Consider the following 24,466-nt stretch of genomic DNA (forward strand, 5'->3'; position numbering starts at 1 on the left):
TGCCGGACCGTCCGCAAGACCCCAGCCGCGAGCAACCCGTGCTGCGCGGCGCTCCACCTGCCTGTCGTGCAGCGGGGCTTCCACCCGCGCGGCCTGGCAAATGTCGGAGCTGGACCGGACCGGGAGGCGCTTGCCGACAACCGGTTGGTCCGAGAACAGAGGTAGCCACGCCCGGCCGCTTTGCCAAGTGCTAACTCACCCTGGGCGGAGGATAAGCGCCCGCGGTCGTCCGCCGAGATCGCAGCGAAGCTCCGCCCCGAGGCCCGCATCGGCGGCGATCGCGCCGACGGCGTCGGCCTGGCGATGCCCTATTTCCAATACCGCGAGGCCCTCGTCAGTAAGGAGCGAAGGCAGTTGCGGGACGAGGACGCGGTAGTCGTCGAGGCCGTCCGCGCCGGCGAACAGCGCTCCTGCAGGCTCGTGCTCGCGGACGTCGGGCGCGAGGTCGGCGTCGAGCTCGACATAGGGCGGATTGGCGAGCACGAGGTGGAAACGCCCCAGCCCCTCGGTCCATCCCGGCGCGCTCCAGTCGGCTTCGAGCATCTTGGCACGCTGCGCGAGGCCCAGAGCAGCCGCGTTTTCGCGCGCGATCGCGAGCGCTTCGGCCGACCGGTCGATGCCGATGCCCGTGGCTCCCTCGTTCTCCGCGAGCACGGTGAGCAGCAGCGCGCCCGATCCGACCCCGCAGTCGAGCACGCGGGCGGGCGCGGGGCAGGCCTCGAGCGCGGCGGCCACGACGGTCTCGCTGTCGGCGCGGGGGATGAGCACGCCCGGCGCGACCGCGAACTCCCGGCCGTAGAACTCCTGCACCCCGAGGATGTAGGCGACGGGTTCGTGCCGCATGCGCCGGGCGATCAGGCTGCCGACGCCGGGCGGCACGGGATCGCCCATGTGCCGGAGGAGCATGTCGCTACGGCTGACGTCGAGCAGGGCGGCGACCAGCAACTCGGCATCGAGACGCGGGGTGTCCGACGTGGCGGCGAGCGCCTCGGCCGCCTCGCGGATCGCGACGCCGACGGTCATCTATTCGCCCAGCGCCGCGAGCCGCTTGGCCTGATCCTCGGCGGTCAGCGCCTCGACCAGCTCGGTCAGGCCCGGGCCGGCGAGAACCTCGTCGAGCTTGTGCAGCGTCAGGCCGATGCGGTGATCCGTCACACGGCCTTGCGGGAAGTTGTAGGTGCGGATGCGTTCGGAGCGGTCGCCCGAACCGACCATCGCGCGCCGCGCGTCGGCCTCGGCCCCCTGCACCTCGCTGCGGCGCAGGTCGAACAGGCGGGTGCGCAGGACCTGCATCGCCTTGTCGCGGTTGCGGTGCTGGCTGCGCTCGTCCTGCATCGCCACGACGATGCCGGTCGGAAGGTGCGTGATGCGCACCGCGCTGTCGGTGGTGTTGACGTGTTGGCCGCCGGCGCCGGACGAACGGTAGATGTCGATCTTGAGATCCTTGTCCTCGATCGTCATGTCGACCTCGGCCGCTTCGGGCAGGACGGCGACGGTCGCGGCGCTGGTGTGGATGCGCCCGCCGCTTTCGGTTACGGGCACGCGCTGGACGCGGTGGACCCCGCTTTCGAACTTGAGCTTGGCGAAGACCCCCGCGCCGTTCACGTTGGCGACGATTTCCTTGTAACCGCCAATGTCGTTCGCGGCGATCGAGACCGGCTCGACCCGCCAGCCCTGTTCGGCGGCGTAGCGTTCGTACATGCGGTAGAGGTCGGCCGCGAACAGCGCCGCTTCGTCGCCGCCGGTGCCGGCACGGATTTCGAGCATCGCGGGCTTCGCATCGGCCGCATCGCGCGGCAGCATCGCGACGGCGAGTTGGCGCTCTGCCTCGGGCAAGGCGTTGCGCAGCCGTATCGCCTCCTCCTCGGCGAGCGCCTGCATGTCGGGATCGCTGTCGTCGAGCGCTTCCAGCTCGGCCAGTTCGCCGCGCATCGTGCGGACCTGTTCCGCCACGCGCACGACCGGCTCGAGTTCGGCATAGTCGCGGCTCGCGGCGACGAACGCTTCGCCCTCGAGCGTACCAGACGCCAGTCGCGCCTCGAGCTCGGCGAAGCGATGCGCAATCTGGTCGAGGCGTTCGGCGGGGATGGTCAACTTAGACGATCCAGCAATTTCATGAGGCCCGGGTCGGCACCTCCATCGACATTCAATCCATGCCCGTTGGCTGCGCATTTGAAGATCGCACCCGCGCCACGCTTTACCGCCTTATCATAACGTTTCCGCGGTGAGCCGGTCGCAATAAGCTCCGCGACATACCCTTCACTGCGCAGGGTGGTCAGGACATGCCAAGCGTGGCGTTGCGCGTTTGAGGAATCGTCCTCGACAACCACGATCACGTCAGCGTTGGGCTCCGTGCGCTCACCCACCAGCATCGCCAGCCGCTCGATCCCCGCCGCCCAGCCGACCGCCGGGGTGGGGGCGCCGCCGAGGCTTTCCATCAAGCCGTCGTAGCGCCCGCCGCCCAGCACGGTGCCTTGCGCGCCCAGCCGGTCGGTGACGAACTCGAACGCGGTGTGGCGGTAGTAGTCGAGACCGCGAACGAGCGCGGGGTTGCGCTCCCATGCGACACCCGCCGCATCGAGCCCGGCGGTGACATTGCCGAAGAAGTCCTGTGCCTCGGCCGAGAGGTAGTCGTCGATCTTCGGCGCGTCGGCCACGAACGCCTTGTCGCGCGGGTCCTTGCTGTCGAGGATGCGCAGCGGGTTCTTCTCAAGCCGCTCCTGCGAATCTTCGGAAAGCTCGCCGCGAACCGCGCGGAAGTAATCGACCAACGCCGCGCGCCACGCCTCGCGGCTGTCGCCGTCGCCCAATGTGTTGAGATTGAGCGTCACACCGTCGGCGATGCCGAGTTCTTTCAGCAGCTGGTCGGCCATTGCAAGCAGCTCGACGTCGGCCTGCGGCTCGCCGGCACCGATGATCTCGGCGTCGATCTGGTGGAACTGGCGGTAGCGGCCCTTCTGCGGGCGCTCGTAGCGGAACAGCGGCCCATGGGTCGCGACCTTGAGCGGGGCGTGCTGCTGCCAGCCGTCGGTGATGAAGGCGCGCGCGATGCCGGCGGTGAACTCGGGCCGCAGGGTCAGGCTTTCGCCGCCGCGATCCTCGAACGAGTACATTTCCTTGGAGACGACGTCGGTCGTCTCGCCGATCGCGCGGCTGAACACCTCGGTCCGCTCGAACACCGGCATTTCCACCCGGCGGAAGCGGTAGAGCTTGCGCACGCGTTCGAAGGTTTCGACCACGAAGGCGAAGGCCTCGGCCTCGGCGCCGAAGATGTCCTGCGTTCCGCGAATGGCCTGGGGTGTCTTGCTCATGGTGGCGCGCCGTTAGCGCAGTCGGTCCGCGCGCGAAAGGCGCTCGTCGAAGCGTGGCTTGCAACCGGCGAGGCGATTGCGCATGGCTGCGGCCATGAAGCTTCGTTTCGCGGTCGCGCCGCTCGCCCTCCTCGCCATCTCCGCTCCCGCCTTTGCGCAGGACCGGTCCGCGCCGGTCGCGGTGCAGCTGGAAAACCGCACCCCGCTGCCCGCCGACACACCGTGGCCGGGCGGCACGATCGACCTCAAGATCGACGCGACCGATACCCGCCGCGCGGTCTATCGCGTGACGCAGACGATCCCGCTCGCCCCCGGCACGACCGATCTCACGCTGCTCTATCCCCAGTGGCTGCCCGGCAACCATGCCGCGCGCGGCCCCATCGCGCAGGTGAGCGACATCCGCTTCCTGGTGAACGGCAAGCCCGTGCTGTGGAAGCGCGATCCGCTCGACGTCTACGCATTCCGCGTCGACCTGCCGCAGGGCGCACGCGAGGTGGTCGCCCAGTTCATCCACACCTCGCCGCTCGCCTCGGCCGAGGGGCGGATCACGATGACGCAGGAAATGCTCAACCTCCAGTGGGAGAAGATGAGCCTCTATCCGGCGGGGCATTACGTGCGCCGGATCGCGGTCAAGCCGACCGTGACCGTGCCAAAGGGGTGGGAAGTCTACACCGCGCTTGACGGCATGAAGCGCACCGGCGGCGCGAGCGGCGGCGACACCGTCACTTGGGCGCGCACCGACTACGAGACGCTGGTCGATTCGCCGATCTTCGCGGGCAAGTACGCCCAGAGCTGGGACATCGGCCGCGACGTCAAGCTGGACGCGGTGGCCGACAAGCCGAGCCAGCTCGCGCTCGCGCCGCAGAACCTGCAGCACTTCAAGGATCTCGTGACCGAGGCCGACGCGCTGTTCGGCGCGCGGCATTTCGACCACTACGACGTCCTGCTGGCCATGACCGACCGGATGGGCGGGATCGGCCTCGAACACCATCGCTCCTCCGAAAACCAGTACGAGCCGGATGCGCTGGTCAAGTGGGACGAGATGGACTGGGACCACAACGTGGTCGCGCACGAACTGGTACACAGCTGGAACGGCAAGTTCCGCCGCCCGGCCGACTTGTGGACCCCCGACTACCGCACCCCGATGCAGGGTAGCCTGTTGTGGGTGTACGAAGGGCAGACGCAGTTCTGGGGCTGGGTGCTGGCGGCGCGATCGGGCCTGCAGGGCAAGGATACCGTGCTCGGCCAGTTCGCGAACGCGGCCGCGCGCTATTCCGAAGGGCAGCCGGGCCGCGCTTGGCGCGACGTGGGCGACACCACCAACGATCCCATCGTCAACGCGCGCCGGCCGCACCCCTACCCCTCGCTCCAGCGCAGCGAGGACTATTACGTCGAAGGCGCGCTGACCTGGCTCGAAGCGGACCAGATCATCCGCAAGGGCACGAACGGCGCGAAGGGCCTCGACGATTTCGCTAAGGTGTTCTTCGGCATGCCGGCCGGATCGAGGCCCGGCGATTACGGCCAGCTGACCTACACCTTCGACGATGTCGTCGCGGCGCTGAACGGTGTCTATGCCTACGACTGGGCGGCTTTCCTGACCGACCGTCTGCTCACGCCGGGGCGGCCGCCCGCCACCCGCGGGATCGAGGCGGCCGGCTACCGGATGGTCTGGCGCGATACGCCCAATCCTTACGACAAGGGACGGATGGACTATTCCAAGGGCCTCGACCTCACCTATTCGCTCGGCATGACGCTCGACAAGGACGGCGACGTCGGCTCGGCGCTGTGGGATGGGCCGGCGTTCGATGCCGGTATCGTCGAAGGCGCGCAGATCGTGGCGGTGAACGGCGAGGCCTACTCGGCCGATACGATGAAGACCGCCATCGGGGCGGCTGCCGGCACGAAGACTCCGATCCAGCTTCTGGTGAAGCGTGGGAGCACCTACACCACGATCCCCATCGCCTATCACGGCGGCCTGAGATGGCCGTGGCTGGCGCCGGCGGGTACGGGCGAACAGGGGCTCGACCGTCTGTTGGCGGCCAGGGCCGGCGGCTGACACGCCCTTGGCGGGCATCGGCAACCGCGTCGCGCCCGCGCGTTTCCTCGTCTTCCTCGCGGTTATGGTCGCGAGCTACGCCGCACTAAAGCTGACGATGCCGTCGGACGACTGGCGCGACGGGATCGCGCTGGCGTTCGATGCGGCCGCGGCGGTGTTCCTCGTTTCGCTGTGGCCGTTGCTTCGCGAATGCAGCGCGGACGAAATGCGCCGCCACGCCCGCGACAACGATGCCAACCGCGCGCTCGTGCTCGGCCTGACCACGCTCCTTACCGTGGTCGTCATGGCAGCCATCACCGGCGAGATGAAGGGCGCCCAAGGCGGGGACGCCTGGTCGATCGTCAAGCTCGTGGGCACGCTGCTGCTCATCTGGCTGTTCGCCAACAGCGTCTACACCCTGCATTACGCCCACGCGTTCTATTCGAAGGATCCCGACAAGGGCGGCGATCGCGGGGGCATCGCGTTTCCGGGGTCCGACAGGACGCCGGGTTACTGGGACTTCGCTTACTTCGCGTTTACGCTCGGCATGACGTTCCAGACTTCGGACGTGGAGACGACCACGACCTATGTCCGCACGGTCGCGCTGTTCCACTGCTTCGCCGCCTTCGTATTCAACATCGGCGTGATCGCCTTCACCATCAACGTGCTGGGCGGCGGAAGCTGATCGACTGCGCGATGCGTGTTGCGGCGCAGCATCGGCTTGCCTAAGGGGCCGCACCATGCAGATCGAAAAGATTCCCGTGGGCGACAACCCGCCCGAGAGCCTGAACGTCATCATCGAGGTACCGACCGGCGGCGAGCCCGTGAAGTACGAGTTCGACAAGGACAGCGGCGCGCTCTTCGTCGACCGCATCCTCCACACGCCCATGCGCTACCCGGCGAACTACGGCTTCGTGCCGCACACCCTGTCGCCCGACGGCGACCCGCTCGACGCGCTGGTCATCGCCCGCTCGCCGTTCATTCCCGGCTGCGTCGTGCGCGCGCGCCCCATCGGCGTGCTGAACCTGGAAGACGAACACGGCGGCGACGAGAAGATCATCTGCGTGCCCATCGACACGACTTTCCCCTACTATTCCGACGTTGCCGAAACGAAGGACCTGCCCTCCATCATCTTCCAGCAGATCGAGCACTTCTTTACCCACTACAAGGATCTCGAAGCCGAGAAGTGGGTGCGCGTCGGTGCATGGGGCGACGCTGCGGAAGCCCGCCGCATCGTGGTCGAATCGATCGAGCGAGCGAAGGACGCGAAGGCCGGGGCGGCCTGACCTTCGCCCCCCCGGGGTCACTCCACCGGCTTGCTCGAATCGAGCAGGTCGTTTTCCTGGCCTTCCCCCGACTTGCGGCGCTCGTCGTCGACCATCTCGGCAATTTCGGCGTTGGGGCGGACGTCCTCGGCATGGGCGACATCGGTGGCGGGAGCCTTCGGTGCGCGCCGCGCCGCCGGGGGCGGCGATATCGCGTCGGACGCGTCACGATCCGGTTCGCGTGTTGAGGATACCTGCTCGAATGGCAGCGGGGTCCGCTCGTCGAAGCGCAGGCGGTGGATCGGTTCGGGCAGGGCGAAACCGCCGTGCTCCAATGCCGACTTGACCGCGGCGATCGCCCGGCTGCTGGCCTTGTACCAGTCGGCTTCGCCCTGATCGATCCAGCCCAGGAACTTCAGCACGATGTTCGAATCGCCCACCTCCTCGGTACGCGCTTCGGGCGGGGGTTCGGCGAGCACGAAATCGAGACTCGCCAGCGTCTCGCGGCCGAGCTTGCGCGCGGCGTCGGGATCGTCGTCGGCGTCGATACCCAGCATGAAGTCGAAGCGGCGCTTGGGATTGCGGGTATAGTTGAGGATCGTCGCCTTGAAGACGTTGCTGTTCGGGATGCGCAGGTGGTTGCCGTCCAGCGTCATCAGCACGGTCGCGCGGCTGGTGAGGCGAATCACCCGCCCTTCGCTGTCGTCGATCACCACGTGATCGTTGGCGCGGAACGGCTGGCGTAGCGAGAGCATCAGCGAGGCGACGTAGTTCTCGATCGTGTCGCGCATCGCAAAGCCGAGCGCGACGCCGACGAGCCCCGCCCCGCCGAGTACCGCCCCGAGCAGCGCGGTCGCGCCCACGATATCGAGCGCGATCGCCAGCCCGCCGACCACGAACACGAAGCGGATCGCGCTGGCGATGAGTTCGGCGAGGAAGGAGTTGGGCGCGAGCCGGTGCCAGATGCGCCCGAGCCCGGCGATCAGATAGCCCAGCAGCGCGATGCCCAGCCAGATCGCCAGCGCGAGGCCGATCAGCGGCAGCATCTTGGCAAACCCCGCCACTTTGGCCGCGATCCCGCCGACCGCCGCGGCGCCGTCTATCGAGACATCGCGTTCGAGATCGTTTTCGACCGTGACCACACCGGCGATGCGCCCGGCGATCGCTTCCGCCCGGGCGATGTCGTCTTCCACAGGCACTGGGCCGGCCAGCGTTACCACGCCTTCGCGCACGGTCACTCGCACTTTTTCGAATGCGGGCAGGGCGGCGAAGATACCGCTCAGCCGGCGCGCTATGCGGTCGTCGGCGCCCTGTTCGGTATCGGTGGCGATGGGGGTGGGCGAGGCGGTCGCCGTGGGTTCGGGGGATGGATCGGCCGTAGGGAGGATCGCCGCCGCGGGGGCGGCCGCCAGCAGCAGGGCGAACCAGACAAGGGGTCGCAGCAGCGATGCAATCACGTTCGTTTCCCCCTCACCTTACGATCCCGCCACGGTCATGCCGTCCACACGCAAGGTCGGCGCATTGACTGCGCGCCAGGTTTCGAGATCCCCGGCTGCCCGGATGCCCTGCCACATGTCTAACAAATTGCCCGCGATGGTGAAGCCTGCGACCGGACCCTCGATCCGGCCGTTCACGATACGCCGCCCCGCCGCGCCGCGGCTGTAGTCGCCGGTCACGCCGTTCACGCCCTGCCCAATCAGGTAATCGACGAGCACGCCGTCGCGAATGTCGGCGATGAGGTCGTCCACGCTGCCGCTTCCGCCCACCAGATCGACGTTGCTCGGCGACACGCCGGGCGCACCGCCGGTCCCGCGCGCGGCATGGCCGGTGAGCGGCAAGCCGAGCTGCGCGGCGGATGCCACGTTGGTGAGCCAGCCGATGAGCCGCCCGTTCTCGACGAGCGCGCGGGGTCGGCACGCCACACCCTCGCCGTCGACGGCACGCGAACGCATCCCGCGCGGGCGCAGGGGGTCTTCCACCAGCGACAGATCGTCCGGGAAAAGCGATTCGTCTTCGCGTCCGAGAAGGAAACTCGCCCGCCGAGCGATCGCTGGGGCTGCCATTGCGCCGAGCAAATGGCCCACGAGCGAGGCCGAAACGCGCGGATCGAACACGACCGGCATGGGCCCGCCCGCGAGGCCGCCCGGGTCGAGGCGCGCGACCGCACGGGTTCCGGCGAGGCGGCCGATCTCGTGGGGATCGGGAAGGTCGGCGAGGTGCCGCGTGCTGCGCGCAGCATGGTCGCGCTGCATCCCTGCCCCCTCGCCCGCGATCACGCTCGCGCTCAGCGAATGGCCGGTCCCTTCGAAGGCATGCGCGAAGCCCGTCGAGGTCGCGAGCGCCGCGACGGACCGACTCGCGCCGGCAGAACCGCCTTCGCTGTTCGCGACGCCGGCAACTGCGAGCGCCGCATCCTCTACCGCGCTGGCGCGCTCGCGCAGTGTCTGGGGCGAAAGATCGGTATCGTCGGCGATATCGAGATCGGGGAACGGCCCGCGGGCGAACTTTTCTTCGGGCGCGAGGCCGGCATACGGGTCCTCGGGCGCATGCCGCGCCATCGCGACGGCGCGTTCCGCCAGTTCGCGTACCGCCCCGGCGGAAACGTCCGCGCTGGACACGCTGGCCGAGCGGCGTCCGACGAATACCCGCAGGCCCAGGTCCACGCTCTCGGACCGGTCCACGTCCTCCAGCGCGCCCAGGCGTACGCTGACCGACTGCGAACGGTCGGCGCGGCCCACCGCATCGGCGGCAGTCGCCCCCGCCCTGCGGGCAGCGGCAACGAGAGCCTGTGCGGCATCGAGCAGGATATCGGGTGTCATGCGATCCGCGCTAGGCGGACCGCGCCGTCGCCGCAACGACAGGCTGGCGGATCAGCCGAGCGAGGCGATCAGCTTGAACAGCGCGGTGAGCGCGAAGGGCAGCCCGATGGCGAGGAGCCACAGCAACGCCTGATCGCGCCGGTATGCACCGCGCAGCGCCGGGTCAGCCGCAGCTTCGTCCGAAATACCCATCCAGCGTCCTTCGAACAGGCGGCAGGCGGGGATGATGGCGGCGACGAGGACGACCAGCGCGAGGTAGGGCAACATCGATGCCGAGCCCGACTTCAGCGCATGGACGGTGACGAAGATCTGAAGGCCGGTGTAGACCAGCAGCGCATAAGCAATGTTGTCGCTCATGCGTTTGCGCCAGTCGAGCATCCGTACCGGACGCGCTGCGCGATCGATCGCCTTGGCCATGTCTGGCTCTCCCTAAGTCCTCTCTCCGGCACGGATCATCCCACTAACGCTGCGGTATTGCAAGGGCGCGTCCGCGAACGTCCCGGCGCGGGCCATGCACGTTTCCTGCCAGACGACAACCAACGGGGGTTTCCTGCGCCTCCGGCAATGCTAATGCCGGCCGGGCATGGACACGATGACGACCGACACCCCGCCCGCTCCCGAACGCGCGGACGCCACCGCCCCGCTCCCCAACGGAGGGCTGGAGGTCATCTCCATCGCCAAGAGCTACGACAAGCGCTCGGTCCTGTCCGACATCTCGCTGACGGTGGGCAAGGGCGAGGTGCTCGGCCTGCTCGGCCCGAACGGCGCGGGCAAGACGACGTGCTTCTATTCGATCATGGGCCTCGTCCGCCCCGATTCGGGCCGCATCCTGATGGATGGCGAGGACGTGACGAAGCTACCGATGTATCGCCGCGCGATCCTCGGCCTCGGGTATCTGCCGCAGGAAACCAGCATCTTTCGCGGCATGACGGTCGAACAGAACATCAACTGCGTGCTGGAACTCGTCGAGCCCGACAAGGCGACCCGCGCGGCCGAGCTCGACCGGCTGCTCGACGAATTCGGCCTCACGCGCCTGCGCGAAAGCCCGGCGATGGCGCTGTCGGGGGGCGAGCGGCGCCGCTGCGAGATCGCGCGGGCGCTGGCGGCCAAGCCCAGCATCATGCTGCTCGACGAACCGTTCGCGGGCATCGACCCCCTGTCGATCAGCGACATCCGCGATCTGGTGAAAGACCTCAAGACCCGTGGGATCGGTGTGCTCATCACCGACCACAACGTGCGCGAAACGCTCGAGATCGTCGACCGCGCCTGCATCATCTACGGCGGCCAGGTCCTGTTCGCCGGCACGCCCGAGGCGCTCGTCGCCGACGAGAACGTGCGGCGCCTCTACCTCGGCGAGAATTTCACGCTGTGATCTGCCCCCCGCCCGTCTGATACGTCATGGTGCTCGGACCACGCCTCGACCTGCGGCAGTCCCAATCGCTGGTGATGACGCCGCAGCTCCAGCAGGCCATCAAGCTGCTGGCGCTGTCCAACCTCGAACTAGAGACCTTCATCGGCGAGGCGCTGGAGGCCAACCCCCTGCTCGAGGTAGGCGAAGTGCGGCGCGAGGAGGGCGCTGACGCGCCCGAGCCCCTGCCGCAGGAAACCGCATCCGATGCGGCCGGCGTCGGCGAGGCCGCGCTCGACATCGACCAGACCGCGCTCGACCGCGACCGCGACACCGGCGACTGGAGCGCCGCCGCGGGTTCGCCCGGCGGCGAGGACGCGCCCGCGATCGACGAACGGGGCGAGGCCGGCGGCCCGACCCTCGCGCAGCATCTCCACGCGCAGGTCGGCGCGGCGGCGGGCGATGCGCGCGAGGCCTTCGTCGCCCGCGCCCTCATCGACCAGCTCGACGAGGCGGGCTACCTTGCCGCCACGCTGCCCGAAATGGCCGCGACGCTGGGCGTTCCGCTTTCCGAAATCGAGCGCGCGCTTGCCGTCGTGCAGTCGCTCGATCCGACCGGTGTCGGCGCGCGCAATCTCGCCGAATGCCTGGCGCTGCAGGCGAAGGAGGCGGACCGCTACGATCCGTGCATGGCGCGCCTCATCGATAACCTGGAACTGGTGGCGAAGGGCGACGTCGCGCGGCTGAAGCGAATGTGCGAGGTCGACGACGAGGACTTCGCCGACATGCTTGCCGAACTGCGGGGCTACGATCCGCGGCCGGGCCTGCGCTTCGGCGGCGGCGGCGAGGCGGCGGTGGTCCCCGACATCCTCCTGTCCGAAGCAAAGGGCGGGTGGGACATCGCCCTCAACGAAGCGACGCTTCCCCGCCTCATCGTCAACCGCGCCTACTATCTCGAACTGCGCACCGGCGCGGGCGACGACAAGACGGCGCACGGCTGGTTGAAGGATCAGCTGGCGGAAGCGAACTGGCTTCTGAAGGCGCTCGACCAGCGCGCGAAGACCATCCTCAAGGTTGCCGCCGAGATCGTGAAACGGCAGGAGAGTTTCTTTCGTCGGGGCGTCAGCGAACTGAGGCCGCTGACCCTTCGCGCCGTGGCCGACGAGATCGAGATGCACGAAAGCACGGTCAGCCGGGTGACGAGTAACAAGTATCTCGCCTGCCCGCGCGGCACGTTCGAACTCAAGTACTTCTTCACCAGCGGCGTCGGCCGGACCGGCGACGGCGCCGATGGCGAAGGGGCGAGTGCCGAGGCAGTGAAGGCCGCGATCCGCCAGCTGATCGAGGCGGAGGATGCCAAGGCGATCCTGTCCGACGACACGCTGGTCGACCTCTTGAAGGACAAGGGTTTCGATCTCGCCCGGCGGACCGTGGCCAAGTACCGCGAGTCGATGGGTATCGGCAGCAGCGTGCAGCGGCGGCGCGCTCGCAAGCTGGCCGCCCTCTGATCGCGAAGCGCCGGCGCGGCACTGTTGCGAAAAGGACTCAGCAAGTTTTCGCCCGTGTCGTTTACATGCCGTTAACCTTTTTCCTTCAGACGTTTTGTGGTTAATCGCGGACAACACCTCTTACCGAGGAGTTAGCCGCCGGATTTCGGGGCTTTGAGGGGGAACCTGGCCATGCGCGTGTTGCTGATCGAGGACGAGCCGACGACGGCCAAGGCGATCGAGCTTATGCTCACCACCGAGGGATTCAACGTCTACCAGACCGACCTCGGCGAGGAGGGCTTGGATCTGGGCAAGCTCTACGACTACGACATCATCCTGCTTGACCTGAACCTGCCCGACATGCACGGGTACGACGTTCTGAAAAAGCTGCGCGTCGCCAAGGTGCAGACGCCGGTGCTGATCCTGTCGGGCATCGCCGAGATGGACAGCAAGATCCGCAGCTTCGGCTTCGGCGCCGACGACTACGTCACCAAGCCCTTCCACCGGGAGGAACTGGTGGCGCGCATCCACGCCGTCGTCCGCCGGTCGAAGGGTCACAGCCAGTCGGTCATCCGCACCGGCAAGCTCGCCGTGAACCTCGACGCCAAGACTGTCGAGGTTGATGGGGCTCGCGTGCACCTGACCGGCAAGGAATACGCGATGCTGGAGCTGCTCAGCTTGCGCAAGGGCACCACGCTGACCAAGGAAATGTTCCTCAACCACCTCTACGGCGGCATGGACGAGCCCGAGCTCAAGATCATCGACGTGTTCATCTGCAAACTGCGCAAGAAGCTCAGCCACGCCTGCGGCGGCGAGAACTACATCGAGACCGTGTGGGGCCGCGGCTACGTGCTGCGCGATCCGCACGAGGAGGCCGAAGCGGCCTGACCCGACCGAATTTCTTTCCTTTTGGACGGGGGAAGAGCCGCCCGGGGTGTTCGCATCCCGGGCGGTTTTCGTTTCGCGCAAGGCAATTGGCATCCGCGCGCGCTAGAAAATCTATCTTTCCGGCCCGGTCGGTGCGCGGCAGTTCTCTGGCTCCATAGCCCGGAGACAGGCGATGATCGAATTCGGCGATTTCAACCTGTGGGCGCTGCTGCCGTTCATCGGCATCGGCTTCGCGGCGCAACTGGTCGACGGCGCGCTGGGCATGGCATTCGGCGTCATAATGAACACGCTTCTGGTCGGCTTCCTCGGCCTCCCGCCCGCGGTCGCATCGCAGCGCGTGCACGTGGTCGAATGCTTCACCACCGCGATGAGCGGGCTGTCGCACCTCTACCATCGCAACATTGACGTGAAGCTGTTCTTCCGGCTGTTGATACCCGGCGTGATCGGCGGCGTCAGCGGCGCGTACCTGCTGTCGAATCTCGACGCCGCGCTCGTGAAGCCGTTCGTCCTGCTCTACCTCACGGGTATCGGGCTTTACCTTCTGGCACGCGGCCTTCTCTATCCGCCCACCCAGCGCGAGGCGAAATACGTCGCGCCGCTCGGTCTCGTCGGCGGCTTCCTCGACGCGGCGGGCGGCGGCGGGTGGGGGCCGGTGGTCACCTCGAACCTGCTGATCCAGGGCGCCGACCCGCGCAAGGTCGTCGGCACGGTGAACTCGGTCGAGTTTTTCCTCACCCTCACCATCTCGGCCACGTTCATCTGGCACCTCGGCATCGCGGATCTGGCAGGGGCGACGCTGGGCCTGCTCATCGGCGGCGTGCTGGCCGCTCCGTTCGGCGCGCTGGCGGCCAAACGGGTTCCGGCCAAGTGGATGCTGATCCTGGTCGGCATCGTCCTCACCCTCACCAGTGCATACGGGGTCTGGACCGCCTGGATGAAGTGACGCTAGGCGGCGGCGCATGACCGCGAACAAGCCCGGCGATCCGACGACCCTCAACCGCCTCTACGGCCGCAGCCAGGGCAAGCCGCTGCGCGCTGGCCAACAGGCGCTGGTCGACGACCTGCTGCCGCAGATCGCGCCGCCCGCCGAAGGGCCGGTAACGAGCGAGGCCTTGTTCGGCGATGCGCGCCCGCTTCATTTCGAGATCGGCTTCGGCGGCGGCGAGCACCTCGCCTATCGGGCCGACCTGCTGCCCGATCACGGCTTCATCGGCGCCGAGCCCTTCGTGAACGGGGTCGCGCAGGCCCTGACCCATGTGCGCGACGGGGCGCTCGGGAACGTGCGTATTCACCATGGCGACGCGCTGGAGGTGCTTGGCCGCGTGCCCGACGGCGCGCTGACGATGCTCTATTTGCTCCATCCCGATCCCTGGCCCAAGGCGCGGCATGCCAAGCGGCGGATGATGAACGACGGCCCGGTGCGGATGATCGCCGACAAGCTGAAGCCCGGCGGAGAGTTCCGCTTCGGCACCGACCACGCGGTCTATCTACGCCATGCGCTCATGGTGATGCGCCGCTTCACCGACGATTTCGAATGGGTCGTGGAGGGCAAGTCCAGCTGGCAGAACCGTCCGTCCGGCTGGCCCGAGACCCGCTACGAGCACAAGGCCCGCACGGTCTACGGGCACGAGGTCTGGTATTTCCGCTTCCGCCGACGCTAGGGCGCGCGCCGGATCGGAATGACGCGCGAGGGCGGCGCAGGCGTCGCGCTCTCGCTCGCTTCGGCCAGTCGATCCTCGGACAGGGGCTCGTCGAAGCGCAGGCCCGCACTCCCCCGCTTGGCCCACCGCAGGCGCGCCACGATAGAATGGACGGTTCCCAGTGTGAGAATGATCGGGTCGGCCTTGGTCGCGGCGGCGCCAAATCCCCGTACGCGGCATCCGCGCGCATCGAGATCGAGCACGGCGACCGCGAACGGCTCCCCGTCCCCGACCCGGCACACGGCATCAAGCGAAACCGCCTCGCGCTCGCCGGCGCGCGGTCCAGAATACGAAGTGGCCAGTTTCGGCCTTTTTGCGATCCCCATGGCCCGGACCTTGGCCCCGCGAGGTTTCGCCCCGCCGAACGCGGATGGTTAACTAAACGAACCGGCGCCGTCAGGCCTCGAGCTCGATGTCCCAGTAGAGCCAGTCGCGCCAGGTTTCGTGGAGGTAATGCGGCGGAAACGCGCGGCCGTGCTGGTGGAGCTGCCAGCTCGTCGGCCGGATCGGGCGCACGATGTTCATGTGCGCCTGTGCAGGCGTGCGGCCACCCTTCTTCATGTTGCACGGCGCGCATGCGGTGGCGATGTTCTCCCACGTGGTCTTGCCTCCGAGCCGGCGGGGAATGACGTGATCGAAGGTCAGGTCTCTCTCGCTACCGCAATACTGGCAGGCGAACCGGTCGCGCAGGAACAGGTTGAAGCGGGTGAACGCGGGGAATTCACTCGGCTTCACGTACTGCCGCAGCGCGATGACGCTCGGAATCTGCATGTCGAGGCTGGGCGAATGCACCTGCCGGTCGTAGCTCGCGACGATGTCCACCCGTTCGAGGAAGACCGCCTTGATCGCCGTCTGCCACGGCCACAGGCTCAGCGGATAGTACGACAGCGGTGTGTAGTCGGCGTTGAGCACCAGCGCCGGGCAGCTTTCCAGCTTGCGCGCCGGATCGCCTTCCGCGCTGCGGAACTGTGCCGCCCGTTCGATCAGTTCGGCCTTGAACATACGCGTCCTGCCCCTCCGATTGACCCAGAGGACCATTTGCCGATTCGGGAGTCAAGTTCGTGACAGATGCTGTATCCCCGACCGATTGCGGCTAGGCCTCCGGCGATGGAGGTCACCCGCTTCGCTCCCAGCCCCAACGGGCCGCTCCACCTGGGTCACGCCTGGTCGGCGATCGTCGCCCACGATCTCGCGCGAAAACGCGGCGGGCGGTTCCTGCTGCGGATCGAGGATATCGACGGCGCACGCAGCCAGCCCCAATTGGCGGACGAGTTCCGCCGCGACCTCGCATGGCTGGGGCTCGAGTGGGACGAGGTGCCGGCCCAGTCCACCCGGCTCGCCGCGTACGAGGCGGCGGCGGACAGCCTTCGCTCGCGCGGGCTGCTCTACCCCTGCACTTGCACCCGTGCCGAGATCGGCGGCCCGGTCTATCGCGGTACGTGCCGCGGGCGGACCGATGCGCCCCGGGATGCCGCCTGGCGGCTCGACGTCGAACGCGCTCTGGCGATGTCCGGGCCGCTCGAATGGACGGACGAGATCGCCGGCGTCCAGCGCGCCGACCCCGGTTTCGCCGGCGACCCCGTGCTCGTGCGCAAGGACGCGCCTGCCAGTTACCACCTCGCCGCCACGCTCGACGATGCGGCCGACGGTGTGACGCTGGTGACGCGAGGCCGCGACCTGTTTTCAGCGACCCATGTCCACCGGCTGCTGCAGGCGCTGCTCGGGTTGCCGGTGCCGCGCTGGCACCACCACCTGCTGCTGGTCGAGTCCGACGGGAGGAAACTCGCCAAGCGCCGCGGATCGGGCGCTGCGGGGTTCGGCCTCGCCCAAAGGCGCCTCGCCGGCGAGGACGGGCGGGCCCTCGCCGATTCTTTGCGCGCCCACCGCTTCCCGTCTGGAATCTCGCTGGGCGAAGGACTAGATTAGCGTCATGCAGACCCTCCTGATCATCGTGCTCCTCGCCCTCATGGCGGCGGTCGTCTATTCGCTCGTCCGCGGGATCGTGGCGTTCCTGCAATCGCACAAGGCCGATATCGAGGATGGCGGCACGCGGCAGAAGGAAATGCAGCTGAAGCAGAACAAGATGATGATGAACCGCATCCTGTTCCAGGGCGCGGCGATCGTGGTCGTGTTCCTGCTCCTCAGCCTCGCCCGCTGAGCGGGCCGCGCGGGTGGTCAAGCTCAACAAGATCTACACGCGCACCGGCGACGACGGCACCACCGGGCTCGTCGACGGATCGCGCACGTCCAAGGCCGGCGCGCGGATCGAGGCGATCGGCGCGGTGGACGAGGCGAACAGCGCGCTCGGTCTCGCCGCGGTGTCGCTGGACGGCGAACCGGCCGCGAACGTCGCCCGGATTCAGAATGACCTGTTCGATCTCGGGGCGGACCTCGCAACGCCGCTCGGCGAGGTGGGCGGCGCCGATTTCACCCCATCGGAAATGATCCTGCGGATGGTTTCGGCGCAGGCCGAATGGCTGGAAAAACGGATCGATGCCGCGACCGAGCGTCTCGAGCCGCTCACCAGCTTCGTCCTGCCGGGCGGCAGCGAGAGCGCCGCGCGTGTCCATGTCGCGCGGGCCGCGGTGCGCCGAGCCGAACGCGCGATGGCCGCTCTGGCTTCGCACGAGCCGGTCAATCCGGCCGCCCTGTCCTACGTCAACCGGCTGTCGGACTACCTCTTCCAGCTCGCCCGGTTGTGCAACGACGAGGGCCGCGGCGACGTGACCTGGACCCCCGGAGCGAACCGCTGAGCAAAGCGCTGGCCAGCGATTGCTGCGCCCGCTAACGCGCCTTCGCTGCAACTGCGAAGGAATACTCGGCATGGAAACGATCGGCGTCATCGGAGCGGGCCAGATGGGCTCCGGCATCGCGCAGACGCTGGCGCAGCACGGATACCGTGTCCTCCTGTCCGATGTTGACCTTTCCGCAGCCGAAAAGGGCAAGGGCGGCATCGAGAAGGCGCTCGGCAAGCTGGTCGGGCGCGGCAAGATCGCGGTATCCGACGCCGAAGCCGCCCTCGGGCGTATCGAGCCGGTCGCCGATCTTTCCCCGATGGGCGATGCCGCTTTCATGATCGAGGCCGCGACCGAGAACGAGACGGTCAAGCAGTCGATCTTCGGCGCTGCCGGCAAGGTTCTAGGCGCAGATGCCGTCATGGCGTCGAATACCAGTTCGATCCCGATCACCCGGATGGCCAACTGGACGCCCGACCCGGCGCGCTTCATTGGGCTTCACTTTTTCAATCCCGTGCCGGTCATGGGCCTCATCGAGGTCATTCCCGGTCTCGCCACCGCGCCCGAGACGACCGCCCGCACCCGCGCCCTGGCGGAAAGCCTCGGCAAGCAGGTGGTCGAGGTGCAGGACGAGCCGGGTTTCGTGGTCAACCGCATCCTCGTGCCCATGCTCAACGAAGCGGTCTTCGTGCTGGGCCAGGGAACCGCGAGCATCGAGGATATCGATACGGGTTGCCGCATCGGCCTCAATCACCCGATGGGACCGCTGGAACTGGCCGATTTCATCGGACTCGACACCGTGCTCGACATCGTCCGCGTGCTTTATACGACGACGGGCGACAGCAAGTACCGCCCCGCCCCGCTCCTGATGAAATACGTCGAGGCGGGCTGGCTGGGCCGCAAGACCGGCAAGGGGTTCTACGACTATTCGGGCGAGGCACCGGTCCCAACGCGCTGAGCCGCGGGAACGCGAACGGGCGGGCGTCGGTTGTCCGGGCAAAGGAGTTACCCAATGCCCACCGATCCCGATCTCGCCCCCGAAACACACAACGACGAACAGGACGACGAACAAAGCCAGGCGCAGACCGTCGCCGACCAAGCGCAGCAGCTGCGCAAGGGCGATCCGACCTCCAGTGTGAAGCACGACACCACTGAAACGCCCGACGTCGTCGATCACATGCGCGACATGGAAGCTTCGGGCCGGATCGACATGGGGGCCTATCGCGGCGAACCCAACATGGACGACGACGAGGGCAAGTACGGCGAGGACAACGACATCGATCCCGAGCTGCCGTCCGACAGCTGAGCCGGCTCAGGCCTCGGCGATGGTTCCGTCGTTGAGGACCCATATCCCCGCCACCAGCACGAGCGCGCCGAGGATCACCGCATAGGCCAGCATGCGGAAGTTCGGGGCCGAAGGGCCTTCCAGCGCGTGAGAATGAAGCCGCCCCAGCGTCGCGCACATGCGGCGCTGGGCGGACCAAGCCAAAAGTGCGCCGGACAGGATGAACATCGTCGCAATCGCGCGGGCCAGCCACGGTGGGTCGAATGCGCCGAATACAGCCCGGAATGCCAGCCCGATGCCGATCGCCGCGAACGCGGTGCGGATCCAGCCCGCGAACGTCCGCTCCATCGCCATGATGTTGCGGTCCTCCGCGAGTTCGGTCCGTTCGACCGCGAGGTCGTTGCTGTCCGGCTGCGGGCTGTCGGTTTCGTCCTGGGCCATTCCACGCGACGATAGCGTCGTCTCAGCGCGCGGCAACCTCGGGTCCGGGCAACAAATCTTTCCGGCGGTTGCCGGAGCCGGTCAGCCGCCGGTCGCCCCCGCTTCCCGTTTCAGCTCGTAGAGCGTCTCCAGCGCCTCGCGCGGGCTCAGCGCGTCGATGTCGAGCGCGGCCAGCGAATCGCGCAAGGTATCGCACTGCTCCTCCTCGATGTGCGCCGCCGCGGCGAACAGTGGCAGGTCGCCGAGCCCGGCAGCCAGCCCCCCGGTCTGGGCGCGGCCCTTCTCCAGCTTGTCGAGCACGGCCTTCGCACGCGCTACGACCGCCGGCGGCACCCCCGCAAGACGCGCCACGGCGAGCCCGTAGCTGCGGTCGGCCGGCCCCTCCGCCAGTTCGTGGAGCAGCACCAGATCGCCCTTCCACTCGCGCGCGCGGACGTGGTGGAGGCTCAGCGCCTCGCAGCTTTCCGCAAGGCGGGCGAGTTCGTGATAGTGCGTCGCGAACAGGCACCGGCTGCGGTTGCCGGTGTGCACAGCCTCCGCCACCGCCCAGGCCAGCGCCAGCCCGTCGTAAGTCGATGTGCCACGGCCGACTTCGTCGAGGATGACGAAGCTGCGATCGGTCGCCTGGCTGAGGATCGCGGCGGTCTCGACCATCTCGACCATGAAGGTGGAGCGGCCGCGGGCGAGCTGGTCACTGGCGCCCACGCGGCTGAACAGGCGGTCGACGAGGCCGACCCTGGCGCTGGTTGCCGGCACGAAAGAGCCCGCCTGCGCCAGCAGGACGATCAGCGCGTTCTGGCGCAGGAACGTGCTCTTGCCGCCCATGTTGGGGCCGCCGATCAGCCACAGGCGGTCGTCGGGACCGAGCCGGCAATCGTTGGCAACGAAGCGTTCGCGGGCACCGGCCAGCGCCGCCTCCACCACCGGGTGCCGCCCGCCCTCGACTTCGAGCACGGCTTCCTCGACGATCGTCGGGCGGGCCCAGCCCCCTTCGGCCGCGCGCTCGGCGTGGCTGGCGGCAACGTCGATCCGGGCGAGCGCGGCGGCGGTCCGGGCGATCGCCTCGCGCGCGGCGACGGCGCTGTCGACGAGGTCCTCGAAATGCGCTTCTTCCGCCGCCAGCGCGTGGCCGCCCGCCTCCGCGATGCGGCTCGCTTCCTCGTGCAGGACCAGCGAATTGAAACGCACTGCGCCGGCCATCGTTTGGCGGTGGGTGAACCCGCTGTCCGCCCCCATCAGTGCGTCGGCATGCTTTGCGGGCACCTCGATGAAGTAGCCGAGCACGCCGTTGTGCCGGATCTTGAGCGCGGCGATGCCGGTCTCGCTGCGATATTTCGCCTCGAGAGCCGCGATCGCGCGGCGGGCGTTGCCACTCGTCGCGCGCAGATCGTCGAGCGCGGCGTCGTAGCCTTCGGCGATGAACCCGCCGCCGCTCCGCTCGGTCGGCGGCGAGGGGACGAGCGCGCGGGCGTAGAGGTCGGTCAGCGCGCCGTGCCCGCCGAGGTCGGGCAGCAGCGTTTCCAGCAGCGGCGGGAGGTCGCCCTGCCCCTTCACATGATCGCGCAGTCGCCGTGCGCCGTCGAGCCCGTCGCGCAGTTGCCCGAGATCGCGCGGGGAGCCGCGCCCCGCCACCACCCTGCCCAGTGCGCGGCCGATGTCGGGCATGGCGCGCAGGGCGGCGCGGATATCGGCGCGCAGCAGCGGGTCGGCGTGGAGCCAGGCGACGAGGGCCAGCCGTGCCTCGATCGCAGGCCGGTCGGTCAGCGGAGCGGCGAGATCCTCGGCCAGCTGGCGGGCGCCGGCGCCGGTCGAGCAGCGGTCCACCGCCTCGATCAGCGAGCCGCGCCGGCCGCCGCCCGATGCCTCGATAATCTCGAGGCTGGCGCGGGTTGCGGCATCCATCGCCAGGGTCCCGCCGCCGTCCGCCGCGACCGGGGGCAGGAGCAGCGGCAGGTTTCCCCGGCCGACGTGGCGCAAGTAGGATACGAGGCCGCCCGCCGCGCCCAGCATCGCGCGGTCGAACTGGCCGAAGCCGTCGAGGGTGGAGACCCCGTGGACCTCCCGCAGAATTTCGGCGCCGGTATCGCTGCCGAATTCGGCGCGCGGGCGCGGGGTGCTGTCCTCGGGCGCCGAATCCCAGCCGTCGGGCACCACGACCTCGCTCGGGGCCAGCCGTGCGAGAGCCGCGGCAACGTCGGTCTCGGCGCAGGTTTCGAGCACCATGCGCCCGGTCGAGATGTCGACGCTCGCCACCCCGAAAGTGCCGCGCACGTCGCATACCGCGGCCAGCACGTTGGCGCGGCGCGGTTCGAGGAGGGCTTCCTCGGTCAGGGTCCCGGCGGTCACGAAGCGGACGATGTCGCGTGCGACCAGCGCCTTCGACACCGGGGCACCCTCGCGCTTCGCCCGCGCCTTGGCCTCCTCGGGCGTCTCGGTCTGCTCGGCGATGGCGACGCGCTGGCCGGCCTTGATCAGCCGCGCGAGGTAGCTTGTCGCCGAATGCACCGGCACCCCGCACATTGGAATGGGCTCGCCGTCGTGCTCGCCCCGGCTGGTGAGCGCGATGTCGAGCACTTGCGCGGCGATCTTCGCATCGTCGAAGAATAGTTCGAAGAAATCGCCCATCCGGTAGAACAGCAGGCACCCTTCGGCTTCGCGCTTGAGCGCCAGATACTGCTGCATCATCGGGGTTGCGCCGCCGGCCATAGCGCCGGGGCGTAGCGGGGCGCATCCCGATTCGCCAACTCGCCCGCGCGGCGCTTTCCCCTGTTGCCCCTGTTCCCCCTGTTGCCCCTGTCGCGACCGATAATCTTCCGTTACGGCACCGGGCGAACCCGAACCGAAAGACCGACATTGTCCGACACCGAGAAGCCGACCGCCTTCACCACCCGCGAGGCATTGTTCTACCACGAGACGATCCGCCCCGGTAAGATCGAGATCGTGGCGTCGAAGCCGATGGCGACCCAGCGCGACCTCAGCCTCGCCTACTCGCCCGGCGTCGCGGCCCCGGTGGAAGCGATCGCGGCCGATCCGGCCTGCGCTGCAAAGTATACCGCCCGCTCCAACCTCGTCGCGGTCATTTCCAACGGCACCGCGATCCTCGGCCTCGGCAACCTCGGTGCGCTGGCGTCGAAGCCGGTGATGGAAGGCAAGGCGGTGCTGTTCAAGCGCTTCGCCGACGTCGATTCGATCGACCTCGAACTCGATACCGAGGACCCGGACAAGTTCATCGAGGCGGTCGCGCTGATGGAGCCGAGCTTCGGCGGCATCAACCTGGAAGACATCGCCGCGCCCGAATGCTTCGTGATCGAGGCCGCCTTGCGCGAACGCATGAACATCCCCGTCATGCACGACGACCAGCACGGCACCGCGATCATCGCCGCCGCCGGCCTCATCAACGCCTGCCACCTGACCGGCCGCAATCTCAAGGACGTCAAGATGGTGGTGAACGGCGCGGGCGCATCGGCGCTTGCGTGCACCGCGCTCATCAAGTCGCTGGGCGTGCCGGCCGACCAGGTGATCGTCTGCGACCGGCAGGGGCCGATCTATCCGGGCCGCGACAACGTGGACCAGTGGAAGAGCGCGCACGCCACCGTGACCGAGGCGCGCAGCCTGGAAGAAGCGCTGGTGGGGGCCGACGTGTTCCTCGGCCTCAGCGCGGCGGGCGCATTGAAGCCCGAGTGGGTGGAGAGGATGGCGGACCAGCCGATCATCTTCGCGATGGCCAACCCGGAACCCGAAATCCGGCCCGAAGCGGCCAAGGCCGTGCGCACCGACGCGATCGTCGCCACCGGGCGCAGCGACTACCCCAACCAGGTCAACAACGTGCTGGGCTTCCCGTTCATCTTCCGCGGCGCGCTCGATGTGCAGGCGACCGCGATCAACGAGGAGATGAAGATGGCCGCGGCCGAGGCGATCGCCAGCTTGGCGCGCGAACGCGTACCCGACGAGGTCGCCGCGGCCTACGGCGTCAACCACAAGTTCGGCACCGACTACATCATTCCCGCGCCGTTCGATCCGCGCCTGATGGAAGTCGTCTCGAGCGCGGTTGCGAAGGCGGCGATGGACACCGGGGTGGCGAAAGCCCCGATCGCGGACTTCGACGCCTATCGCCTGCAACTGAAGGCCCGCCTCAACCCCACCACGTCGGTGCTCACCCGCGTGTACGAGGATGCCAAGGCGAACCCCAAGCGGGTCGTCTTCGCCGAGGCGGAGGAGGACGTCGTGCTGCGCGCGGCGATCCAGTTCCGCGACTTCGGCTACGGCACCCCGATCCTGGTCGGGCGGACCAAGGCGGTGGTCGACAAGCTGCACATGCTGGGCGCGAGCGATCCGGGCAGCTTCGAGATCCAGAATTCGAACGACAGTGAACTCGTGCCGCAGATGGTCGATTTCCTCTACGAACGGCTGAAGCGCCGCGGGCGCACCTTGCGCGACGTACGCCGGATGGTGAACCAGGAACGCAACGTCTTCGCCGCGCTGCTGGTGGCGCTGGGCCACGGCGACGCCATGATCAGCGGCATCACCCGGACCTTCGCCCAGACCGCGCGCGAGGTGAACCTGGTGCTGGACCCGAAGGAAGCCGACAAGCCCGGCGCGGTGCCGTTCGGTATCCACATGCTGATCGGCAAGAACTACACGGTGTTCCTCGCCGACACGACGATCAACGAACGGCCGACGTCCGAACAGCTCGCGCACATCGCGAAGGAAACCGCGGCGGTCGCGCGCCGGCTGGGCCACGAGCCGCGTGTCGCCTTCCTCAGCTATTCCACCTTCGGCAACCCGCCGGGCCAGTGGCTCGACAACATCCGCGACGCGGTAGCGATCCTCGACGCGGAGAACCCCGGCTTCGAATACGAAGGCGAGATGGGCCCCGATGCCGCGCTCAATCCCAAGATCATGGAGCTCTACCCGTTCAGCCGCCTGTCGGCACCCGCGAACGTCCTCATCATGCCGGGCCTGCAATCGGCCAACCTGTCGGCCAAGCTGCTGCGCGAACTGGCCGGGGCGACCACGATCGGGCCGATGATGGTGGGCATGGAGAAGCCGGTGCAGATCGCGCCGATGACCGCGATCGCGCCCGAGGTGCTGACGCTGGCGGTGCTCGCCGCGGCGGGTGTCGTCGGCTAGATTGCCGTCGACCGGGCGGTGG

At 68.3% G+C, this 24,466-nt stretch carries 24 protein-coding genes; 14 read left to right on the forward strand and 10 right to left on the reverse strand.

The window, feature by feature from the left end:
- Nucleotides 1–195: 195 nt before the first annotated feature.
- From prmC to hisS, 3 genes are read right to left on the reverse strand one after another with little or no spacing between them, the layout of a single operon-like run.
- Entirely contained in the window at nt 196–1,023 is an 828-nt protein-coding gene (prmC, locus tag D4766_RS05995) for a peptide chain release factor N(5)-glutamine methyltransferase (protein WP_120716629.1), read from the reverse strand.
- The gene (gene prfA, locus D4766_RS06000) at nt 1,024–2,094 is read right to left on the reverse strand and encodes a peptide chain release factor 1 (RefSeq protein WP_120716630.1); all 1,071 of its coding nucleotides are present in this window, start codon (nt 2,092–2,094) and stop codon (nt 1,024–1,026) included. It lies immediately after the preceding gene.
- Nucleotides 2,091–3,311, reverse strand: a complete 1,221-nt coding sequence (hisS, locus tag D4766_RS06005; protein ID WP_120716631.1) for a histidine--tRNA ligase — start codon at nt 3,309–3,311, stop codon at nt 2,091–2,093. The genes prfA and hisS overlap by 4 nt, the downstream gene beginning before the upstream one ends.
- A 94-nt stretch (nt 3,312–3,405) precedes the next feature.
- On the opposite strand from hisS, the gene D4766_RS06010 reads away from it, so the two are divergent.
- The 3 genes from D4766_RS06010 to ppa are packed head-to-tail and all read left to right on the forward strand — an operon-like array spanning nt 3,406 to nt 6,632.
- Nucleotides 3,406–5,367, forward strand: a complete 1,962-nt coding sequence (locus D4766_RS06010) for a M61 family metallopeptidase (RefSeq protein WP_120718087.1) — start codon at nt 3,406–3,408, stop codon at nt 5,365–5,367.
- 7 nt (nt 5,368–5,374) lie between these two features.
- Complete coding sequence (locus D4766_RS06015) at nt 5,375–6,031, forward strand: DUF1345 domain-containing protein (protein ID WP_325049129.1); 657 nt, start codon at nt 5,375–5,377, stop codon at nt 6,029–6,031.
- Nucleotides 6,032–6,086: 55 nt separating this feature from the next.
- Nucleotides 6,087–6,632, forward strand: a complete 546-nt coding sequence (gene ppa / locus D4766_RS06020) for an inorganic diphosphatase (RefSeq protein ID WP_120716632.1) — start codon at nt 6,087–6,089, stop codon at nt 6,630–6,632.
- Nucleotides 6,633–6,649: 17 nt separating this feature from the next.
- Here the strand turns inward: ppa and D4766_RS06025 are convergent, their stop codons facing one another.
- From D4766_RS06025 to D4766_RS06035, 3 genes are read right to left on the reverse strand one after another with little or no spacing between them, the layout of a single operon-like run.
- On the reverse strand, nt 6,650–8,065 hold the full coding sequence (locus D4766_RS06025) for a mechanosensitive ion channel domain-containing protein (protein WP_234024929.1): 1,416 nt from the start codon (nt 8,063–8,065) through the stop codon (nt 6,650–6,652).
- Between the two features lie 21 nt (nt 8,066–8,086).
- On the reverse strand, nt 8,087–9,430 hold the full coding sequence (locus tag D4766_RS06030; RefSeq protein WP_120716633.1) for a TldD/PmbA family protein: 1,344 nt from the start codon (nt 9,428–9,430) through the stop codon (nt 8,087–8,089).
- A 51-nt stretch (nt 9,431–9,481) separates the two neighbouring features.
- Nucleotides 9,482–9,847 (reverse strand): hypothetical protein, encoded by a 366-nt coding sequence (locus D4766_RS06035; protein ID WP_120716634.1) that lies wholly within the window; start codon nt 9,845–9,847, stop codon nt 9,482–9,484.
- Nucleotides 9,848–10,022: 175 nt separating this feature from the next.
- Between D4766_RS06035 and lptB the strand changes: the two genes are divergently transcribed.
- The 5 genes from lptB (at nt 10,023) to trmB (ending at nt 14,814) form a co-directional block, all read left to right on the forward strand.
- The gene (lptB, locus tag D4766_RS06040; protein WP_194955808.1) at nt 10,023–10,802 is read left to right on the forward strand and encodes an LPS export ABC transporter ATP-binding protein; all 780 of its coding nucleotides are present in this window, start codon (nt 10,023–10,025) and stop codon (nt 10,800–10,802) included.
- A gap of 26 nt (nt 10,803–10,828) precedes the next feature.
- Entirely contained in the window at nt 10,829–12,286 is a 1,458-nt protein-coding gene (gene rpoN, locus D4766_RS06045) for an RNA polymerase factor sigma-54 (protein WP_120716636.1), read from the forward strand.
- A gap of 171 nt (nt 12,287–12,457) precedes the next feature.
- Nucleotides 12,458–13,153 (forward strand): response regulator transcription factor CtrA, encoded by a 696-nt coding sequence (ctrA, locus tag D4766_RS06050; RefSeq protein WP_120716637.1) that lies wholly within the window; start codon nt 12,458–12,460, stop codon nt 13,151–13,153.
- Between the two features lie 172 nt (nt 13,154–13,325).
- Nucleotides 13,326–14,096, forward strand: a complete 771-nt coding sequence (locus tag D4766_RS06055) for a sulfite exporter TauE/SafE family protein (RefSeq protein WP_120716638.1) — start codon at nt 13,326–13,328, stop codon at nt 14,094–14,096.
- Nucleotides 14,097–14,112: 16 nt separating this feature from the next.
- Nucleotides 14,113–14,814, forward strand: coding sequence for a tRNA (guanine(46)-N(7))-methyltransferase TrmB (trmB, locus tag D4766_RS06060; RefSeq protein WP_120716639.1), 702 nt, complete (start codon nt 14,113–14,115; stop codon nt 14,812–14,814).
- Here the strand turns inward: trmB and D4766_RS06065 are convergent.
- Nucleotides 14,811–15,179, reverse strand: coding sequence for a hypothetical protein (locus tag D4766_RS06065; RefSeq protein WP_120716640.1), 369 nt, complete (start codon nt 15,177–15,179; stop codon nt 14,811–14,813). The genes trmB and D4766_RS06065 overlap by 4 nt on opposite strands.
- Before the next feature lie 70 nt (nt 15,180–15,249).
- Nucleotides 15,250–15,855: an HNH endonuclease gene (locus D4766_RS06070; protein WP_120716641.1), complete on the reverse strand. Its 606-nt coding sequence runs from the start codon at nt 15,853–15,855 to the stop codon at nt 15,250–15,252.
- Nucleotides 15,856–15,960: 105 nt separating this feature from the next.
- On the opposite strand from D4766_RS06070, the gene gluQRS reads away from it, so the two are divergent.
- From gluQRS to D4766_RS06095, 5 genes are all read left to right on the forward strand, one after another.
- Entirely contained in the window at nt 15,961–16,779 is an 819-nt protein-coding gene (gluQRS, locus tag D4766_RS06075; RefSeq protein WP_120716642.1) for a tRNA glutamyl-Q(34) synthetase GluQRS, read from the forward strand.
- A gap of 4 nt (nt 16,780–16,783) precedes the next feature.
- The gene (locus D4766_RS06080) at nt 16,784–17,011 is read left to right on the forward strand and encodes a twin transmembrane helix small protein (RefSeq protein ID WP_120716643.1); all 228 of its coding nucleotides are present in this window, start codon (nt 16,784–16,786) and stop codon (nt 17,009–17,011) included.
- 13 nt (nt 17,012–17,024) lie between these two features.
- On the forward strand, nt 17,025–17,606 hold the full coding sequence (locus D4766_RS06085) for a cob(I)yrinic acid a,c-diamide adenosyltransferase (protein WP_120716644.1): 582 nt from the start codon (nt 17,025–17,027) through the stop codon (nt 17,604–17,606).
- Between the two features lie 70 nt (nt 17,607–17,676).
- Complete coding sequence (locus tag D4766_RS06090; protein WP_120716645.1) at nt 17,677–18,546, forward strand: 3-hydroxyacyl-CoA dehydrogenase family protein; 870 nt, start codon at nt 17,677–17,679, stop codon at nt 18,544–18,546.
- Nucleotides 18,547–18,600: 54 nt separating this feature from the next.
- Entirely contained in the window at nt 18,601–18,894 is a 294-nt protein-coding gene (locus D4766_RS06095) for a hypothetical protein (protein WP_120716646.1), read from the forward strand.
- A gap of 6 nt (nt 18,895–18,900) precedes the next feature.
- Here the strand turns inward: D4766_RS06095 and D4766_RS06100 are convergent, their stop codons facing one another.
- Complete coding sequence (locus D4766_RS06100) at nt 18,901–19,314, reverse strand: YidH family protein (RefSeq protein ID WP_120716647.1); 414 nt, start codon at nt 19,312–19,314, stop codon at nt 18,901–18,903.
- Between the two features lie 81 nt (nt 19,315–19,395).
- Complete coding sequence (gene mutS / locus D4766_RS06105) at nt 19,396–22,020, reverse strand: DNA mismatch repair protein MutS (RefSeq protein ID WP_194955796.1); 2,625 nt, start codon at nt 22,018–22,020, stop codon at nt 19,396–19,398.
- A gap of 147 nt (nt 22,021–22,167) precedes the next feature.
- Here mutS and D4766_RS06110 point away from each other — a divergent pair, with 147 nt between their 5' ends.
- Complete coding sequence (locus tag D4766_RS06110; protein WP_120716648.1) at nt 22,168–24,444, forward strand: NADP-dependent malic enzyme; 2,277 nt, start codon at nt 22,168–22,170, stop codon at nt 24,442–24,444.
- Nucleotides 24,445–24,466 lie beyond the last annotated feature (22 nt).

This window comes from Tsuneonella amylolytica (assembly GCF_003626915.1).
In the GTDB taxonomy this organism is placed as follows: domain Bacteria; phylum Pseudomonadota; class Alphaproteobacteria; order Sphingomonadales; family Sphingomonadaceae; genus Tsuneonella; species Tsuneonella amylolytica.